Annotated in this window: 15 protein-coding genes; 9 read left to right on the plus strand and 6 right to left on the minus strand. The window is 72.0% G+C overall.

Annotation, left to right across the window (positions count from 1 at the left end):
- Positions 1-15: 15 nt before the first annotated feature.
- On the minus strand, positions 16-849 hold the full coding sequence (locus tag J3P32_RS04820; RefSeq protein WP_210438699.1) for a hypothetical protein: 834 nt from the start codon (positions 847-849) through the stop codon (positions 16-18).
- Positions 842-2,395, minus strand: a complete 1,554-nt coding sequence (locus J3P32_RS04825; protein WP_246849877.1) for a class I adenylate-forming enzyme family protein — start codon at positions 2,393-2,395, stop codon at positions 842-844. Before J3P32_RS04825 ends, J3P32_RS04820 begins: the two co-directional genes overlap by 8 nt.
- A 97-nt stretch (positions 2,396-2,492) precedes the next feature.
- On the opposite strand from J3P32_RS04825, the gene J3P32_RS04830 reads away from it, so the two are divergent.
- The 4 genes from J3P32_RS04830 to J3P32_RS04845 all read left to right on the plus strand — a co-directional run bounded on the left by J3P32_RS04830 (position 2,493) and on the right by J3P32_RS04845 (position 6,887).
- Positions 2,493-2,786 (plus strand): acyl carrier protein, encoded by a 294-nt coding sequence (locus J3P32_RS04830; RefSeq protein WP_210438700.1) that lies wholly within the window; start codon positions 2,493-2,495, stop codon positions 2,784-2,786.
- 2 nt (positions 2,787-2,788) lie between these two features.
- Positions 2,789-3,457: a CatB-related O-acetyltransferase gene (locus J3P32_RS04835; RefSeq protein WP_210438701.1), complete on the plus strand. Its 669-nt coding sequence runs from the start codon at positions 2,789-2,791 to the stop codon at positions 3,455-3,457.
- Positions 3,458-3,561: 104 nt separating this feature from the next.
- Positions 3,562-5,742 (plus strand): fibronectin type III domain-containing protein, encoded by a 2,181-nt coding sequence (locus J3P32_RS04840; protein ID WP_307861586.1) that lies wholly within the window; start codon positions 3,562-3,564, stop codon positions 5,740-5,742.
- Between the two features lie 59 nt (positions 5,743-5,801).
- Entirely contained in the window at positions 5,802-6,887 is a 1,086-nt protein-coding gene (locus tag J3P32_RS04845; RefSeq protein ID WP_210438702.1) for a hypothetical protein, read from the plus strand.
- Here the strand turns inward: J3P32_RS04845 and J3P32_RS04850 are convergent.
- Positions 6,884-8,308, minus strand: a complete 1,425-nt coding sequence (locus J3P32_RS04850) for an O-antigen ligase family protein (protein ID WP_210438703.1) — start codon at positions 8,306-8,308, stop codon at positions 6,884-6,886. The genes J3P32_RS04845 and J3P32_RS04850 overlap by 4 nt on opposite strands.
- 74 nt (positions 8,309-8,382) lie before the next feature.
- A complete protein-coding gene (locus J3P32_RS04855) occupies positions 8,383-9,288 on the minus strand; it encodes a YveK family protein (protein ID WP_210438704.1) in 906 nt (301 codons plus the stop codon).
- 185 nt (positions 9,289-9,473) lie between these two features.
- On the opposite strand from J3P32_RS04855, the gene J3P32_RS04860 reads away from it, so the two are divergent.
- Genes J3P32_RS04860 through J3P32_RS04880 form a run of 5 tightly spaced genes read left to right on the plus strand, consistent with a single transcriptional unit; the run spans position 9,474 to position 15,071 of the window.
- A complete protein-coding gene (locus J3P32_RS04860; protein ID WP_210438705.1) occupies positions 9,474-10,799 on the plus strand; it encodes a polysaccharide pyruvyl transferase family protein in 1,326 nt (441 codons plus the stop codon).
- Positions 10,792-12,036, plus strand: a complete 1,245-nt coding sequence (locus J3P32_RS04865) for a Coenzyme F420 hydrogenase/dehydrogenase, beta subunit C-terminal domain (protein WP_210438706.1) — start codon at positions 10,792-10,794, stop codon at positions 12,034-12,036. Before J3P32_RS04860 ends, J3P32_RS04865 begins: the two co-directional genes overlap by 8 nt.
- A gap of 1 nt (position 12,037) precedes the next feature.
- Positions 12,038-12,883, plus strand: coding sequence for a glycosyltransferase (locus tag J3P32_RS04870; protein WP_307807719.1), 846 nt, complete (start codon positions 12,038-12,040; stop codon positions 12,881-12,883).
- Positions 12,877-13,911 carry a glycosyltransferase family 2 protein gene (locus J3P32_RS04875; protein ID WP_210438707.1) on the plus strand — a complete coding sequence of 345 codons (1,035 nt, stop codon included), beginning with the start codon at positions 12,877-12,879 and terminating at the stop codon, positions 13,909-13,911. The genes J3P32_RS04870 and J3P32_RS04875 overlap by 7 nt, the downstream gene beginning before the upstream one ends.
- On the plus strand, positions 13,908-15,071 hold the full coding sequence (locus J3P32_RS04880; protein WP_210438708.1) for a glycosyltransferase family 4 protein: 1,164 nt from the start codon (positions 13,908-13,910) through the stop codon (positions 15,069-15,071). The genes J3P32_RS04875 and J3P32_RS04880 overlap by 4 nt, the downstream gene beginning before the upstream one ends.
- A 6-nt stretch (positions 15,072-15,077) precedes the next feature.
- On the opposite strand, the gene J3P32_RS04885 is transcribed toward J3P32_RS04880, so the two are convergent.
- Together J3P32_RS04885 and J3P32_RS04890 are read right to left on the minus strand one after the other, a co-directional pair.
- Positions 15,078-16,121 carry a phosphotransferase enzyme family protein gene (locus J3P32_RS04885; protein WP_210438709.1) on the minus strand — a complete coding sequence of 348 codons (1,044 nt, stop codon included), beginning with the start codon at positions 16,119-16,121 and terminating at the stop codon, positions 15,078-15,080.
- Complete coding sequence (locus tag J3P32_RS04890; protein ID WP_307807721.1) at positions 16,121-17,974, minus strand: ABC transporter ATP-binding protein; 1,854 nt, start codon at positions 17,972-17,974, stop codon at positions 16,121-16,123. Before J3P32_RS04890 ends, J3P32_RS04885 begins: the two co-directional genes overlap by 1 nt.
- Between the last annotated feature and the right edge of the window lie 38 nt (positions 17,975-18,012).

An 18,012-nucleotide genomic window follows, 5' to 3' on the forward strand; every position in this document is an offset into this window, starting at 1 on the left:
GCGGACGACCCGAGGTTAGGCAAGGGCGTCGGCGAGCACGGCGACGAACGCTGACGCCGCGACCTCGGCGCCGTCCGGGTTCAGGTGACCCGGGTCGGAGGCGTACGCCTGCTCCATGGCGTAGTAGTGCTCGCCATCGCGCTCGTAGCTGACGCGCGCGCCGGAGGCATCCGTGGACTGGATCGCCGCGATGTCGAACAGCGTCCCGGGCTCGGTGTACTCGGCGCGCATCAGCGCGTTGAACCGCTCGCGGACGACGTTGTGCTCAGGACCGAGGGTGTCGCCCCGGCCGAGCGCGGCCTTCACCTTGCCCAGCGGACCGCGTTCGGTGGTCAGCGGCGACGTCGCAGCGACGAAGGAGGTGCCGGGGTAGTCCCGCGACAGCCCGGCCAGGGTGTCGCGGTAGGCGGTGAACACCTCCTCGACGTCGACCCGGCCCTCCCGGAAGTCGACGTAGCAGAGCTTGACGATGGCGACGTCGACGGCGTCGGCCATCCCGTCGCGCATGATCCGGTCGAACTCCGCGATCTTCTCGAGCGGATGTCCGTTCTCGCCGATGGGGGTGTGCACGATGGCAGGCTCCAGAGGCGCCTCGCGCGACTCGACGACTTTGGGCGCCGCCACCCCCCGCTCCTCGTAGAGGCGAGGCAGGGCGTCGAGGATGTTGTAGCCGACGGACTTGTGGCCGAAGAAGACCCGGTGCCCGGCGACATCCTCGAGGTCGGCTGACGTGGCGTCGGGTGTCTCGAACGGGTCGCCCTCCGCGGGGTCGGCCCAGAGGACCGCCCCGAGTCCGAGCGCGGCCAGCAGCCCCAGGGCGCCGACGGCGGCGACGAGTGCCTTAAGCATGGTGTCCTCCCAGTTCGACGAGCTCTGCGCCGGCGGGCGGCGCCTCCGCGGCCACGCGCGCCCAGGCGCGCAGCTCGGTCTTGACGACCTTGCCGTTCTGGTTCAGCGGCAGGTGGTCGAGGATCCGGACCTCGTGCGGCACGAGGTGCTTGGCGAGTCGCGCGCGCAGGTGCGCCTCGATCTCCCCGACGCCGAGGACGGCGCCGGGGCGCAGGGTGGCGAAGAGCACGACCGCTTCGCCCGCGTCGGGGTCGGGGCGGCCGACAGCCGCCGCCTGCGCCACCGCGCCGACCTCCAGGGCCGCGTCCTCCACCTCGTGGCTGGAGACCCGGTATCCCCAGGACTTGATGAAGTCGTCGCGCCGGTCGACCACGTAGAGGAAGCCGTCCTCGTCGATGCGGCCGAAGTCGCCTGTCAGCAGCTCGCCGTCGACGTACCTGCCGGCCGTGCCCTCCGCGTCCTCCCAGTAACCCTGGGTGACGTTGGCGCCGCGGGCCCGGATCTCGCCCACGGCGCCGGGCACGACGTCGGCCCCGCACTCGTCGGCGATCCGCAACGACACTCCCGGGATCGCCCGGCCGACCGAGCCTGCCTTGGCGGCGAGCATCTCGGGCGGGAGGTACGCCAGCCGCGCGGTGGCCTCCGTCTGGCCGTACATCACGAACAGCCGGGCGTGCGGCTGGGCGGCGGCGACCCTCTCGACCTGCGCGCTCGGTAGTCGCCCACCGGCCTGCTGCAGGTGGCGCAGCGAGGGCAGCTGGCGCGACTCGAACGAGCTCGCCCGCAGGAGCTGCTGGTAGGACGACGGCACGCCGGCGAACCCGGTGCACCCGTCGTCGTCGATCGCCTCGACGATGGTCTCGGGGAAGGCTTGGGTCTCGCAGATGCGCAGGCTCGCGCCGACCGCGAGGTGCGTGTGCAGCAGCGAGGCGCCGAAGCAGTAGGAGAACGGCAGCACCACGAGCATGCGGTCGTCGCGTCGGAGACCGAGGTAGTCCACGATCGAGGCGGTGTTGGCCAGCACGTTGTCGTGACCGACCATGACCGCGCGTGGGCGGCTCGTCGTGCCCGAGGTGAAGACCAGCACGGCGGACGCAGCCGGTGGACGCGCGTCCGGAAGCGCGCAGGCGGCGCCGCTGGCGAGCAGCTCCCGCACCCCGGTGCTGGCGGCCGCGCGCTCGGACGCCGTCGTCACCGCGGGGAGCCGCCGCGACGAGATCTCGTCGATGAGCAGGCCCGCGCACCCGACGTGGGCCATCTTGCTGCGAATGTCGTCGGCCGTCAGCACGGGCGCCAGCGGCACGGCCGTGTGGCCGGCGCGCATGATCGCGAGGTAGCTGGCAACCCAGGACGCGGAGTTGCCTCCGACCAGCGCGATCCGTGAGCCCAGAGGCAGGTCCCAGTCCAGCAGGAGCTGGGTCTGGTGCCCCACCGCGCGGCGCAGGTCGGCGTAGGTGTGACGGCCGGCGGCGTCCACCAGGGCGACGTCGCCGGGGCGTCCTCGGGACAGCAGGACCTCGCTCGCGTTGGCAACCTGCCGATCCATCAGCCCCCCCTGTACAGCGTCGCCTTCTGGCGTCATCCTTACGCCAGCCTAGGCGGGCCGACGGTCGGCAGTCATCGCTGAAATGGGGGTTGCGGAGATGGATCAGCAGCACGAGCAGGACGTTCTGGACCAGGGTGTTCTAGACCAGGTGCGGACCTTCATCGTCACGAATTTCCTGTTCGGCGACGACTCGAGGTTGCCGGGCACGAGCGACTCCCTGCTGGAGTCCGGCTTGGTGGACTCGACCGGCGTCCTGGAGATCGTGGACTTCCTCGAGACCGACATGGGCGTGACCGTCGCTGACGACGAGACACTGCCCAGCAACCTCGACAGCATCGAGAACCTGACCCGGTTCGTCGCCCGCAAGCGGTCCGCCGCCGCGGTCGGCTGAGCATGACCGCAGTCACCCGCGTGCGATCGCGGCTGCGGGGGCTGGCGCGGCGCGTGGCGGGACCGGCACCCGGTCAGCTCCCCTCGGCCACGCGACTCGACGAACGGGCCGACCTCCGGCAGTACGACATCGGGCGCTACTCGTGGGGGCACCTCACGGTGTCCAGCCGCGGCCCAGGCACCATGCTGACCGTGGGGCAGTTCTGCTCCTTCGCCTACGGGACGCACATCGTCCTCGGCGGCGAGCACCGCGCCGACTTCGTCTCGACCTACCGGTTCCCGGCGTACCCACCCTTCAACGAGACCCACCGCCACCTGGCGGAGGACACGTCGGTCACCCGGGGCGCGGTCGTCATCGGCAACGACGTGTGGCTCGGGCACCAGACGCTCGTCCTTTCCGGCGTGACGATCGGCGACGGGGCGATCATCGGCGCCGGCAGCGTCGTGCGGCACGACATCCCGCCCTATGCCATCGTGGCCGGCAACCCGGCGCGTGTCGCGGGGTTCCGGTTCCCGCCCGAGCAGATCGCCGCACTGCTGGAGCTGAAGTGGTGGGACTGGCCGGTCGATCGCATCGGCAGGCACCTCGACACGTTGCTGAGCGACGACGTGGCCGGCTTCGTGGCAGCCGCGACGCAGGACCCCGTGCACACCGGCGGCTCCAGCGGCTGAGATACCCCAGTCAGGGGATTCGGCGCCTCCTCCCCCACCCTAGCGTCGCGGGTGGTGCCTGCGCGTGTCGTCGCGACCGGCGTCACTCACACCTAGGGGATGCCGTGCGCACTGTCTCGTCCACGTACTCGTCCGGGCGCGTGCGCCGTCTGCCGCTGCTCGCCGCCTGCCTCGTGGTGGCGTCCGTCTGCGCGGCCGTCGTGCCGGCGTCCGGCGCGCCCGGGGACCCTAGGACCATCATCGGCTGGGGTCGCAACACCTGGGGCGAGGCCGACGTGCCGCTCGGAATGGCGCACGTGAAGCAGGTGTCGGCCACCGCGCACAGCATGGTGCTGCTGGAGGACGGCACAGTCCGCTCCTGGGGTCACGACCGCTACGGCGAGGCCACCGTGCCGCCGGGGCTCGCCGACGTCACGCAGATCGCCGCCGGCGGCTTCCACAGCCTCGCCCTCACGAGCGACGGAGCGCTGGTCGCGTGGGGGCAGAACGACGTCGGGCAGACCGACGTCCCGCCCGGCCTCCACGACATCGCCTCCATCTCCGGGGGGCGCTACCACAGCCTCGTGCTCCACGGCGACGGGACAGTGACAGGGTGGGGCGGCGACGCCGACGGCCAGTCCACCGTCCCCGCAGGCCTGCACGACGTCGTCGCCGTCGACGCCGGCGGCTACCACAGCCTCGCCCTGCGCAGCGACGGCACGGTCGTGGCGTGGGGCGACGACACGTACGGCCAGTCGGCCGTCCCCGCGGGCCTGCACGACGTCGTCGCCGTCGCGGCGGGGTGGAACCACAGCCTCGCCCTCAGGAGCGACGGCACCCTCGCCGCGTGGGGAAGCAACGAGCACGGCCAGGCGACCGTTCCCGCCGGGCTTCCGCCGGTCGCGAGCATCACGGCCGGCGCAATGCACACCCTCGTCGCGCTGCGGGACGGCACGGTCGCCACGTGGGGCGACAGCGCCTACGGCGTGACCACCGTGCCGCCGGGCATCACGGGAGTCACTCAGGTCTCGGCCAAGGCGATGCACAGCATGGTGCTCGCCGACGACCCGCCGCCGACCCAGGTCACGGGACTCCTGGCCTCGGTCGTGACGAACGCCAAGGTGACCCTGAACTGGGCCTACCCGGCCACCGACACCGACCACGACGTCGCGCGCATCATCGTCCGAGGCGCGCCCGGAGCGGTCCCACCCGCCACCGTGGCCGACGGCGTTGAGGTCCCCACCGGTCGACCGATGCAGCAGTACGCCACCCACGTCAACGACCTCGCGGTCGGTGAGCGCTACTCGTACTCGGTCTTCACCCAGGACGCGGCGGGCAACGTCGGCGCCGCGGCCAGCATCACGGTGCCGACGAGCTTCCCCGCGCCGGTGACGCAGGCCGCTCACACGGTCGACAGCCCGAGCAGCGTCACGCTGACGTGGACCAACCCCGACAACGACCAGCTCAAGAGGATCATCGTGCGCCGCGCCGCTGGCACGACACCGCCCGCCACGGCGGCGAGCGGCAGCAACGTGACCCTCGCCGCGCCGGTGACGCAGACCGTCACCAACACCGGCCTGAGCCCGGGCACGACGTACAGCTGGTCGATCTTCGCCCAGGACCGGATCGGCAACATCAGTCCTCTCGGCAGCGGCAGCACGGTGACCGCGAACCTCAGCGGCGCCGTGCAGCCCCCCGCAGGAGGCGCCACGGCGAGCCCGGTGACCAACCTGCAGGCGCCCATCGTCACGAACGCGAAGGTCAACCTCACCTGGCAGTACCCGTCGGGCACCGTGCGCGTCGTCGTGCGCGGCGCCCCGGGCACGACGCCCCCGGCCACCGTCACAGCGGGCGTCGAGGTGCCGACCGGGCGTCCGGTCACCACGAGCGCCACGGACGTCACTGGCCTCGAGGTCGGGCAGCGCTACTCCTACTCCGTCTTCACCCAGGACGCAGCCGGCCGCACGAGCGTGCCGGTGAGCATCACAGTGCCGGTCACCATGCCGGCGCCCGTCACGCAGGCGGTGGCCACCGTCGACGGACCCACCAGCGTGACGCTCACGTGGACCAACCCGGTCAACGACCAGCTCAAGACGATCATCGTGCGCCGCGCCGTCGGCGCCACGCCACCGGCGACGCACACCAGCGGTACGACCGTGAGGCTCCCCGCAGCGCTAGCGCAGGGCGTCACCGACAGCGGACTGACCGCGAACACGACCTACAGCTACTCGATCTTCGCCCAGGACCGCGTGGGCAACATCAGTCCGCTCGGCGCCGGGAGCGTCGTGACCACCAGGACCGGCTGAGCCGGGCGCGCGTACGTCCGGCGGCCGGAGTCTCGAGGGAACAGATGTCACCCAGACCGATGACCGCGCCCAGCCGACGAGGTGTCCTCGTCGCACTCGCCGCCGCCGCGGCGTGCGGTGCGTCGGCGTGCAGCGGCGACCGCGCCGCCGGCGCGCGCGAGCGGCGTCCCAGCGCGTCCGCGCCGGTCGACGGCCGGATGGTCGAGCTGCACGTCGACGGGCCGACGCTGCGACCCACGGTCGAGCTGGCGCCGGGCAACGACGCGATCTCCGGGGCGGAGATCGCCTGGGTCGACCTCGACACCGGGGCAACGCTCGGCACCGGACCGGCACCCACGCTGTCCGTGGGCGACGTCAAGAGGGTCGGCCTGCAGGTGACCGGCTCCGACGGAGCACCGGCCTTCGACCAGGTGCTGACGCTCAATCTCGGCTTCAACCGCGGCGACGACTACGGCCGGCTGTCGCTGCCTGCGACCTACGAGCACGACCCCCAACCGGTGACGGCGATCACCGGCCTGTCGCTGCTCTCCGAGCTCGTCCGGTTCTGCGCCGGTCGCACGCCCCTGTCCGGCCGCCTAGACCTCAGCGGGCTGTCACGGCTCGAGCACGTCGAGTGCTACCGCACCGAGATCGACGCCGTCGACCTCAGCGGGTGCTCGGCACTGCTGCGGTTGGTGGTCGAGGACTCCCGGCTGACCGAGCTCGACCTCCGCCCCGTCCGCCGTACGCTCCAGGACTTGCGCGCCGCGATCATGCGCTCCGACGGCCTGACCTTCGCGCCGCTCGACGGACCGATGGAGGCGCTCTACCACTACTGCGTCCGCGAGCAGCCGGTCCACGGCTCGATCCCGCACAGCCAGCTCCCGGTCGTGGAGGAGTACTGGGTGTGGGCGACCGGGCAGCGGACGTGCGACGCGCCCACCTCGGCTGCCCTCACCTCCTACCTCGCGCGGGAGAACCCGCTCGACCAGCAGTCCGTCGACGCCGTGCTAGTCGCGCTCGACACGCTTGTGGCCGACGACGACGGCCGCGTCGACGTGGGTGGTCGTACTCCGGACGGCGTGCCGGCGGCCACGCCCTCCGCCGCAGGTTCAGCCGCCGCGGCCGCACTGAGCGCCAGGGGCTGGGGGGTGTCCACGAACTAGCGGAGCGCCGGGGGGCCTGCCGTGCTGGCCCATGCCTCGCGGATTCGGCCTCGGGCACTCGCCATGACCGGTGGGGCCACGTAGCGGTCGGAGGGGTCCCCGAGCTGCAGGGGCCGGGACGGGGTGGCTCCGTCCAAGCGCCACAGCGCCCCCGCCGCGCCCACGAAGATGCTCATCACGCCGACCCAGGTCGGGAAGCCGAACGCGTCGAAGGTCCCCGCGCTCAAGACCGCGGCTGGCATGGTGACCGCCAGGGCCTGGGCGAGGTGGCGCGTCTCCTGGTCCTGGCCCCGCACGCGCACGCTTCGCGCGATGCCGTAGGGGGCCCCGAAGTAGAGCAGCGTCATGACGACGCCGAACAGCCCGCCCGCGAGCAAGATCCCGAACCATTGGTTGTCCAGCAGGATGTACTGCTCCGGGATGATCATCCCCGCTCCCCGGCCGAACCAAGGACGACTGCTCCACAGCTCCAGCACGTAGTCGGTGCGTGCGATCCGGTCCTGCACGCTCGGATCGTTGCCCGCGTTGGTGAACAGCGAGCGGATGGTTCCGAGCACCCCGGGATTGATCACGCGGAACGCCGCGAGGGCCACGATGCCGACGACGAACGCGTTGTAGCGGTGCCGCCACGGCCAGATCACGGACAGCAGGAGGAACGTGACGGCCACGGTGAGGATGGCGGACCGGGAGATCGAGAGCGGGATCGCGAAGGCGATCGCCGAGGCCTGCAACCACTGCCATCGTCGCGCCCGCCCCGGCGCGGCGAAGTAGGCGTAGTGCAGGGCGATCGGCAGGACGAGCGCCAGGACGACGCCGAACTCGATGTAGTGGCTCGCCGTCCCGGCCACCCGGGCCAGGGCCGTGTCACCTCGCGTGCCTACCACGATGAGGCTGTTGTTGAGGCGCAGCCCGGGGATGCGGATGAGCTGCGCGATGTCGACGAGCCGGAAGAACTGCAGCGTCCCCACCAGGGCCATCAGCGCCGACATGCTGACAACCAGCCGTAGCACCCGGTCCAGGTCGGCCCGCGTCCGCATCCCGTCCGCGACGGTCAGGGTGATCCCTGCCATCGCGAAGATGAGGATCAACCACCGGTCCGCCGCACTTGCCTCGATGGCTGAAGGGAACCGGTCAAACCCGATGACGTACCCCACCAACTGCGTGGCCACGAACAGGCCCACGACCCAGCGCACGGGTTGGCGGCCAGCCGGGAGTTGGTGTGCGCGGACTGCGGAGAGCAACCACAGGAACAGCAGCAGGATGCCCACGGCGACCGACGGGCGCCCCGCGGCCCCCATGCCACTGATGACGAGGCGAGCAGGAATGAGGAACTGCAGGACCAGGAACGCCGCCAGGAGGGCGAACGTCGTGATCCTGCGCGGCCGCAGGAGGACCGGCAGCCGCTCCCGGGCAGCCACCATGACGACGCGCGGGACCCTGAGTAACGACGGTCGCCACTCGTCCGATCCCGCGGCTGGGACCGTCCAGCGACCGCTCATCGCGCGTCGCTGGCCGCCATGCTGCGCGGCTGACCAGCCGAGCGGCCCTGCCCCTCGGGGTCGCTGCCGTGCGGCGAACGCTCGGGCTTCGACCTGCGCAACCGGGGGGCGTCGGCGTCAGCATCAGCGGATGGCGGCGTCGCAGCTGCGACGGCCGCATGGGTCGGACGCTGGTCGCTGGGAACGTCGACGGCGTGGTCGGCCGCCTGCCTCTCGGACGCGCCCTTTACCGGGTCCTTCGCCGGGCCTCTGGCCGAGTCCTTCGACGAGTGTCTCGAAGGGTCGTGGCCACGATCCGACTCATGCCGCCGCCGACGGCGGCGCCGCAGCAGCCCGACCACGTCGTCGAAGAACACGGCAATCGCCAACGACAGTGCACCTCCGAGGACACCGACGACCGCCATGTTGCGGAGCTTGCCGTCGGTCACTGCAGCCGAGACCGACGGGGCCTGCAGCACGTCGATGCTGTACTGCTGGCTCAACCGGATGCCGGCCGCGTTCTGCCGGTCGCGGAGCTCCTTGGCCGCCTGCTCGAAGACGGCGACGCCCGTCTCGATGCCTGCCTCCGGCGTGTCGCTGCGGACCTGGAAGTTCATGACGGTGCTCCGCGACTGCGGCGCCACCTCGTAGGACGCGACGAGGCCCTGGTCGGCGATCGCCTGCCGGACCTCCGGGCTGTTCAGCACGATGCCCACCGCGGCGTTCGCCTCGGCCGGCCCCCCGTAGGGGTTCGGCACATCCGGCACGTCCCGCCCCGGCACCAGCATGGTCGCACCGGTCACGTCGTACTCCGGCTGCACTCCGCGCCCCGCCGTCAGCACCAGCAGCACCGTCACACCGAGCAGCGGCAGCAGCACGTACCACCGGCGCAGCGCGGCCACCGTGATCCGCCAGACATCCATCAGTCGACCCCCCACATGTCACGAGAACCTTCTCCCGGGGGGCGGCAGCGACGCCTCCCCAAATTGGGGCATATCCCCCGTCGAGGCGCGGACGGCCACGTGGTCGTCGCGCACCGTTCTGACGGACTCCCCACGGCGGGAGTTGGTGAGGCGTGACCAGACGCCGGAGCTGGGGGTGGAGTGCGATGGGTATCGCAGCGGGGGCGGCGCGCCAGGAGGCGCCGGAGGAGCCGGCGCGGTTCGTCCTGGCCGGCGCTCCGATCGGCAACGGCAACCGCGGCGTCGAGGCGCTGGGCCGGTCGGTCGTCGACGCGGTGCAGCGCGACGCCCCGCTTGCACACCTGACGATCCTGGACGACGAGTGGGGCATCCGAGCTGAGACGAGCGGACGCTACGACCGCATCTCCGTCGAGCTCGCCGGTGTCCGGCGCTCCCGGCGTTGGCACCGGCCCGAGTCCTGGGCTCACATCCGCTTCGCGCAGGCCGTCTCGACCCGGCTCAACCCCGTGGCGCAGCGGTTCGCGGAGGCCGACGTCGTCCTCGACGTCAGCGCTGGCGACAGCTTCACCGACCTCTACGGGACGGCGCGTCTGCACGCCGTCTGCGCGCCCAAGGCCGCAGCCGTGCGGGGCGGGCGACCCCTCGTGCTGCTCCCCCAGACCTACGGACCGTTCCGGTCCTCAGAGGCACGCGCCCTCGCCGGGCGGTTGATCAGGGCGGCCACCGTCGCCTACGCCCGGGACCCGTGGAGCCATGCACAGCTGCTGGAGCTCGCCGGACCCGACGCCGACCCGACTCGTCTGCGCGACGGGGTCGACGTCGCCTTCGCGCTCGAGCCGCGCCGTCCCGCTGACCGCCTCGCCAGCGAGCTGGAGGAGCTCGCCGGCGAGGACACTGCCGGCGTCAACGTGAGCGGCCTACTGCAGGGCCCCGAGGCGCACGCGCGGTTCGGGCTGGCCGGTGACTACTTCGAGACCGCGATCCTCTTGGTGCGTCAGCTCGTCGGAGCCGGGGCTCGCGTCGTGCTCGTCCCGCACGTCCACGGCCACGGCGGTGAGGGCGAAAGCGACATCCACGCCATCCACCGGGTCCTCGACGCCCTGACCGACGCCGAGCGTGATCGGACCTGCGTGCTGCCTCCCGAGCTGGACGCCTCCGAGCTCAAGTGGTGCATCGCGACACTCGACTGGTTCGTGGGCAGCCGCATGCACGCGACGATAGCGGCGCTGTCGACGACCACGCCGGCGGCCGCCTATGCCTACAGCGACAAGACGCGGGGCGTTTTCGAGACCTGCGGCCTCGGTGACCAGGTGGTCGACGCGCGCGCGTGCTACGGGCACGAGGCGGTCGAGAGGCTGGTGGCCGGCTGGCACGACCGGGCACACAGCCGTGCCGTCCTCGCCGACCGGGGCGCGGCCACGGTCGAGCGCTCCCGCACCCAGCTGCAGGAGGTCCTGCAGCTGGGTGCCCGAGCGCTCCCGCCGGCTCGGAGGGTCCGGGTGCATGAGTAAGCACGATCTCGACTCCATCGAGGGCATCGTCGATGCCCGACTGTGCACCGGCTGCGGCGCGTGCGCGTACCTGCATCGCGACCGACTCCGGATGGCCGATGTGCCGGGCGTCGGTCGCCGGCCGCTGCCCATTGTCGGGATCACGACGCGCACCACGGGCGAAGGCGTCGACGCCTGTCCTGGAAGGGCGCTGAGCCACCCGCCCGGGCTGCTCGACGACGCCCCCTTCCGGGGTGAGTGGGGCCCGATCCTCGGGCTCTACGAGTGCTGGTCCACCGACAGCGACCTGCGGCACCGCGGATCGTCGGGTGGGGTGGTCAGCGCCCTGGCCGCTCACGCGGTCGACGCCGGCTTCGCCGTGGGTGCGCTCCAAGTGCGAGCGTCGCGCACCGACCCCCTCCGCAATGAGACGGTGCTCAACCGCACCTGCGAGGACATCGTGGCGGCGGCCGGCTCCCGCTACGCTCCGGCCAGCCCGTGCGAGCGCCTCGACCTGGTGGAGGAGGCCGAGGGCCCATGCGTCGTCGTCGGGAAACCGTGCGACGTCGCGGCCGCACGACGGGCCGCGGCGGCGCGGCCCCGCCTCGAGGAGAGGGTGGCGGTGACCCTGGGGATCTTCTGCGCGGGTACCCCGTCCACGGAGGCGACGGTGGAGGCCATCGAGCGGCTCGGTGTCGACCCGGCGGAGGTGACTCGCGTCGACTACCGAGGCGAGGGATGGCCCGGGGAGTTCCGGGTGGAGACCACGGCGGGCGACCGCGCCTCGATGAGCTACGCCGAGGCGTGGGGCGGCCTGACCAAGAAGCGCCAGTGGCGATGTCTGGTGTGCCCGGACCACACCGGCGAGTTCGCCGACCTCTCCGTCGGGGACCCGTGGTACCGCCCGGTGCGCGACGGCGAGGCAGGCCGCTCGCTCGTCGTCCTGAGGACCGAGCGCGGCCGGGACCTCCTCGAGTCGGCGTTCGCGCACGGGGCCCTCGACGGGGTCGAGCTGCCACTCGAGCGGCTGACGGAATCGCAGCCGAGCCTGGGGGCGACCCGGGGGGCGGTGTGGGGCCGGCGGCTGGCAATGCTTGCCATGCGCATGCCCGCGCCCCGCTACCGCGGGATGCCGGCGTTCCGTCTCTGGTGGCGGCTGCCGGCGCGCGCCAAGGCGGGGTCGACCCTCGGGACCGCCCGCCGGATCGTCGTGCGCGACCTGCGTCGGCCCGAGCTCGAGTCGAGCGAGGTGGGCTGAGGTGGCGCCGCGTGCCGACATCGTGATGATCACCTACCGCAGCGCCGGCTACGTGCACCTGTCCCTGCCGCGACTGCTCGAGACACTTGGGCCGGACGATCGGGTGTGGCTCTGGCACAACGGTGACGACGAGGCGACCATCGAGGCCGTCCGGCCCTTCCGGAAGGACGACAGGGTCGCCCGCTACCACCACAGCCGGGACAACGTCAGGCTGAGAGAGCCCACGAACTGGCTGTGGGACGGCTCCGACGCACGCTTTGTCTCCAAGGTCGACGACGACTGTTTGGTGGCATCGGGCTGGCTCGACACGTTCACCGCAGCCCACGACGCCAACCCGCAATTCGGGGCGATCGGCAGCTGGCGCCATCCGGAGGAGGACCTCCGCCCCGAGCTCGCGCGTCACAAGATCCAGTCGTTCGCCGGCGGTCACTCGCTCCTGCGAAACCTCTGGGTCCAGGGCAGCGGGTACCTGTTGCCCCGCAGTCTCGTGCAGGCCCACGGACCCCTGCGGCCCAACGAGTCGTTCACCGCCTACTGCATCCGGCTGGCCCGGGCCGGGGCGGTCAACGGGTTCTATCACCCGTTCGTGCCCGAGGACCACATGGACGACCCGCGCTCGCCCCACACGTTGATTCGGGAAGATGCCGACCTGGCGGACCGCATGCCTCTCTCAGCGAGGGCCAACGGTGTGACCACGGTCGACCAGTGGGTGGCGCAGCTGCGGCAGAGCGCACTCGTGCTGCAGACTGCCTCGCTCGATCCTTGCGCGTACGCCGGCTGGCGGCGACGTTGGTCGGGCGTGCGCCGCCGGGCGCGCTCGATCGCCGGACGGCCCGCACGATGGTGACCGTCGTAGGGGCACCCGCGGGACTGGTCCGCGACACTGATGGGGCCGACGTCGTCGTCGCGGTCGTCACCTACAACAGCTCCCGTGTCATCGGAGCGCTGCTCGCGGCGCTGCCTGCGGCACTGGCGTCCGTGCGCCGCTGCCTCGTCGTCGTCGCCGACAACGACTCGGCGGACGGCACGCCCGACCTAGTCCGGGCGTCCGCACCGTGGGTCCGGGTGATCAATGCCGGTCACAACGCCGGCTACGCTGGCGGCATCAACCTTGCGCTCCGTCGGTACCCGGCGGCGCGGGCGGCGTACGTCCTGAACCCGGACGCAGTCCCGTCCCCGGGAAGCGTGTCGACCTTGCTCGATGTGGTCTCGCGCGACCCGTCGATCGGCATCGCCGTGCCGCTGATGCTAGCGTCCGACGGGACACTGTGCTGGTCCCTGCGTCGCGAACCGAGCGTCCCCCGGGCGTTGGGAGAGGCGCTGCTCGGGGGGCGCCGGGCCGGACGTGTCGCCCTGCTGGGCGAGACCGTGCGCGACGCGACCCGCTACCGCGACGGAGCCGTGGCCGACTGGGCCACGGGGGCGGCGATGATGGTCACCCGGGCCGCCATCAACGCCGTCGGCGAGTGGGACGAGCGCTTCTTCCTGTACTCGGAGGAGACCGACTACTGCCTGCGCGTACGTGACGCCGGCTACCGTCTGCAGCTCGTCGAGGCTGCGCAGGTCGTCCACCAGGGAGGGGACCAGGCGACGTCGGCCGACCTCTGGGCCCTCGCCGCGGTGAATCGCACCCGGCTCTACCGCAAGCGCCACTCGCGTCCCGCCAGCGCGGCGTACTGGGCGGCCGTGCTCCTCAACGAGGCCATGCGAGCGCGCGCCGGAGAATCGCGGCACCGGACGGCCGTGCGCGCACTGCTGGGGGCCGGACCCGACCAGAGGAGCGCCCGGGCGACCCCCGCCATCTTGTCGGGCAGCACGCTCAAGGGCGGTGCACGACCGTCTCCTGCATCGGGTCCCCCGGGCGTGGGCACGTGAGGATTCTCTACAGCTTCCCTCACCAGGTCGGCGTTCCCGGCATCGGCACGACCGCGCTGAACCAGGTGCTCGCTTTGTCGGAAACCGGTGCTGACGTCACCCTCGTCTGCACCTCCCTCCACGCCGCCCTGCCCCCAGCGGTGCGCGTGCATGAGACGCTTCGACTGCGGGGCCGGCGGGTGCCGCACCGGGCGTTCGGGTCGCCCCTGCGTGCGCGGAACTTCCACGACGCGGCCGCCGCCCGCTTCCTCCGCACGGGCGGGGAGGCGTTCGACGTGGTGCACACGTGGCCACAAGGTGGCCTCCGCACAATGCGCGCGGCTCGCATGCACGGCGTCCTCGCCTCGCGCGAGGTGCCGAACACGCACACCGCCAACGCCTTCGAGGAAGCCGCGCGGGAGGCGGCGACGGTGGGCGTCGGCCTGCCAAGGGGGCACTCCCACCGGCCCGACGCTCACCGGCTTCGCCTGGAGACCGACGAGTACGACGCGGCTGACCTGCTGATGGTCCCGTCGGCGCACGTCGCCCGGACGTTCCGCGACCGCGGCACGAGCGTGGAGAAGCTCCGACGGCACCAGTACGGCTACGACCCGTCCCGCTTCCACACCGTGGGCAGGACCGAGACTCCGGCACGGCCGTTCACCGCGGTCTTCGTGGGTCGCGCCGAGCCGCGGAAAGGTCTGCATTACGCCCTGCAGGCCTGGTCCGCCGCCCGCCCGCCCGCCGGGGCGAGGTTCCTGGTCGCCGGCGGGTTCGCCGACGGCTACCGCGAACGCCTCGAGCGCCACCTCGGTCGCGACAGCGTCGAGGCTCTGGGATTCGTGGACGACGTACCTGGACTGCTGCGGCGCAGCGACGTGCTGCTGCTGCCCTCTGTCGAGGAGGGCAGCGCACTGGTGACCTACGAGGCGCAGGCATCAGGCTGCATACCCTTGGTGTCGACCGCGACTGGCGCCCTCCTGCCGCCCGGCCTGAGGGACCTGGTGCACGAGCCTCGCTCCGTCGGCACGCTCACCGACCACCTCGCGCGGGTGATGCACGGTGAGACCGAGCGCCGCGAGCTGCGTGAGGAGTGCGTCACCTGGTCCGCCGAGCTGACCTGGCGTCACGCTGCACGGCGAATGGTCGACATCTACCGAGCCGAGCTCGTCGGCAGCTGAGTCCGTTCAGCGGGCGACTGTCGTCCCGGCAGCCGGGCTGAGCGGCGGCAGCTCGCTCCAGCAGACCGCCAGGTGCCGGCACCACGCCGCCACGAGGTCGACGTCGGCCACCCGGCCGCTGACGTAGGCGTCCACGGACCACAGGATGGAGCGCACGCACTTCCACCGCATGCCCAGGTGTACCGCGCTCCGACCGACCGCGGTCCCGAAGGCCAAGGCGTACGCCTCCAAGAATCGGTGCAGCCGCTCCTCGTCCGCCCCGACGAGCACAGCGGCTGCTGCGCCGACGTCCAGGGCCCTCGGCAGCGGCGCGGCGTTGTCGAAGTCGAGGAGCGCGAGGACGGCGAAGTCGCGGTCGAGGACGAGGTTCTCCCAGTTCACGTCGTTGTGGGCGAGGATCACGTCGCCGGGGTCGAGGATCGCCGCGACCCGGGGCGAGGCGAGGAGCGCGGCGTCCCGGAACAGACCCGGGAGGACGCTCAGGACCCAGCGGTCGAACGCGCCGCCGTTGCGGCGCAGCCGCGCCGTCTTGCGGAACCGGTGCGGTCGTCCGTGACGGATGCTCGCGACCGTCCTCGCCGGCGCGGACAGCAAGGACTCGACCGGGACGCCCGCGTCGGGATCGGCGAGCGCCTGGCGTCCCTCGCGGTGCAGGTCGCCGAGCAGCTGACCGAGGTCGCGGACCAGGTCGGGATGGCTGGCGTGGACAGCGTCGCGCTCGCCGATCGAGATCTGGTGGCCGTCCACCCAGCCGTGGAGGGTGAAGGTCCCGGCATCGGTCGCGACGAACGTGCCGCCCGCTGCCGGCCGGTGCAAGCGGGCGACGGGGAGGCCCGCCTCGACGAGACACGTCTCGAGCCGGTGCGTCAGCATCAGGCGCTCCGCCGCGCCGGGCGAGGCGTGCAGCTTGAGGACCCAGTCGCGGTCTGCGGCCCGCACCCGGAAGTTGACGTTCTTGACCCCCTGCGGCAGCTGCTCCAGGCGCTCGACGTCACGGCCGTGGAAGCCGAACTGCGCGAGCGCCTGCCTGGCAGCGTCCTCGAGGGCCATCAGTGCTGCCGCTGCCGCTGCGTGATCTCGTAGACCTCGCGGAAGAATTCGTCGTGGTCGACGAGGTCGTCGTGCGAGCCGACCGCCGAGACCCGGCCGTCGACCATCACCACGATGCGGTCGCACATCGACAGCGTCGACAGCCGGTGGGCGACGAGCACCAGGATGGTGTCGGCCTTGAGCTCGTGCAGTGACGCCGCGACCGCGTCCTCGGAGCGGACGTCGAGGGCGCTCGTCGGCTCGTCCAGCACCAGCACCTGCGGTTCGTCAGCCAACGCCCGGGCCAGGCAGATTCGCTGGCGCTGGCCGCCGGACACGGCACCGACCCGCTGGCCGACCCGGGTGGCGTAGCCGTCGGGCCAGGACATGATGTCGTCGTGTATGTGCGCGCGCCGCGCGGCGCGCTCCACCTGGTCGTCGTCGATCCAGTCACGGTAGAAGCGGATGTTGTCGCGCACGGTGCCCCACACGAGCTGGGACGTCTGCGGGACGTAGGCGACGCCCCGGCGCCACTGGTCGCGCCGGACCTGCGCGACGTCACGGTCGTCGACCAGGACGGCCCCGGCACTCGGCTCCCGCAGCCGCAGCAGGAGCTGGACGATGGAGGACTTGCCGGCGCCCGAAGGCCCGACGATGCCGATCGCCTCGCCCCTGCGGACCTCGAAGCTCACGTCTCGCAGGACCTCGGTGCCGGGTCGGTAGGAGAAGCAGACCTCTTCCATCCGCAGCGACCGGACCTCGCCGAGCTCCTCCGGACCGTCCTGCTGCGGGTTGCCGCGATAGCGCTCGAGCGCATCGGCGATCTGGTCCATGAAGGGGATGCGCTCGTCGATGTTGGTCACGGCGGTCTGGATCTGCTGCGCGTAGGTCAGCGCGCGGATGAGCAAGAGGATGACTGCCGCCAGGGCGGCGAGGTCGGTCGCGCCGGAGAGGGCGACCCCGATCAGGGCCACGACCAGCATGATCAGCGCGACGCTCTGGTAGAGCGCGGGCAGCGCGCCGGACAGGAAACGGGTGCGCGCGTGCGGCCGCCGAACGGCGTCGACCTGGCGGTGGAAGCCGGACACGTAGGTCGGCGTCGCCCCGAACACCTCGGTCTCCTCCGCGACGAGGACGACGTCCTGCACCCTCTCGGTGAAGCTCATGGCCTCGCCGCTCAGCCGCTTGGCGTTGCGCCGCAGGACGCGCGCGAGCGGACGCAGTGCCGCGAACAGGACCACCGCCGCCACCGCGAGCACCCCGGCCGCCAGCGCGTTCTGGAGCAGGGCGACGACCACCATCATCACGAACATGATCGTGGCCGTGAGCCCGTTGCCGAGGCCGATGACGGCGGACGCCACGTTCGTGACGTTCTGCGTCATCAACGTCTGGAAAGCGCCGTCCCGCTCGCGCGCCTTCGTCGACCACGCGGTGCCGGCGAAGGCGTCGAAGAGGTCAATGCGCAGGTCCGCCATGACCTGTGCGCTCATCCGTGCCGGCAGGTAGGCGAGCGCGAGCTGGAGCAGCGTGCGCGCAACGGTGAGCGAGATGGCGACGACGAACGTCACGGTCTGCGACATCCCGACGCCCACCGGGCCGATGCTCAACGAGGTCCTCGCGCTGCCCTCGGAGAGGGAGACCGCCATGGCCGCGATGAGCGCCAGGACCGACGCCTCGAGCAGTCCCGCCGACACGGCCAGGACCACGAGCAGCGCGAGCCAGGCGCGAGAGCCGCGGAAGAACGGCGAGAGGCGCCGCCAGGCCCTGCGGACGCTCCCCAGGGCGCCGAACCTCCTGGTGCCGACCCGGTGGCTCGATCGCGCACCGACGCGGGTCACCCGTCCGTCCAGGTGCGCGGCTCCACCTTGGTCCACGGCCCACCTCCCCCCACCGTGGCCACGCTAGACGAGGA

Source organism: Nocardioides xinjiangensis (genome assembly GCF_017916385.1).
Classification (GTDB): domain Bacteria; phylum Actinomycetota; class Actinomycetes; order Propionibacteriales; family Nocardioidaceae; genus Nocardioides; species Nocardioides xinjiangensis.

Excerpts from the sequence above, each read along its gene's own strand:
- J3P32_RS04860 (WP_210438705.1), top strand. The coding sequence starts at position 9,474 with ATGGGTATCGCAGCGGGGGCGGCGCGCCAGGAGGCGCCGGAGGAGCCG.
- J3P32_RS04875 (WP_210438707.1), top strand. The coding sequence starts at position 12,877 with ATGGTGACCGTCGTAGGGGCACCCGCGGGACTGGTCCGCGACACTGAT.
- J3P32_RS04865 (WP_210438706.1), top strand. The coding sequence starts at position 10,792 with ATGAGTAAGCACGATCTCGACTCCATCGAGGGCATCGTCGATGCCCGA.
- J3P32_RS04855 (WP_210438704.1), bottom strand. The coding sequence starts at position 9,288 with ATGGATGTCTGGCGGATCACGGTGGCCGCGCTGCGCCGGTGGTACGTG.
- J3P32_RS04885 (WP_210438709.1), bottom strand. The coding sequence starts at position 16,121 with ATGGCCCTCGAGGACGCTGCCAGGCAGGCGCTCGCGCAGTTCGGCTTC.
- J3P32_RS04820 (WP_210438699.1), bottom strand. The coding sequence starts at position 849 with ATGCTTAAGGCACTCGTCGCCGCCGTCGGCGCCCTGGGGCTGCTGGCC.
- J3P32_RS04845 (WP_210438702.1), top strand. The coding sequence starts at position 5,802 with ATGACCGCGCCCAGCCGACGAGGTGTCCTCGTCGCACTCGCCGCCGCC.
- J3P32_RS04835 (WP_210438701.1), top strand. The coding sequence starts at position 2,789 with ATGACCGCAGTCACCCGCGTGCGATCGCGGCTGCGGGGGCTGGCGCGG.
- J3P32_RS04830 (WP_210438700.1), top strand. The coding sequence starts at position 2,493 with ATGGATCAGCAGCACGAGCAGGACGTTCTGGACCAGGGTGTTCTAGAC.
- J3P32_RS04825 (WP_246849877.1), bottom strand. The coding sequence starts at position 2,395 with ATGGATCGGCAGGTTGCCAACGCGAGCGAGGTCCTGCTGTCCCGAGGA.
- J3P32_RS04850 (WP_210438703.1), bottom strand. The coding sequence starts at position 8,308 with ATGGTGGCTGCCCGGGAGCGGCTGCCGGTCCTCCTGCGGCCGCGCAGG.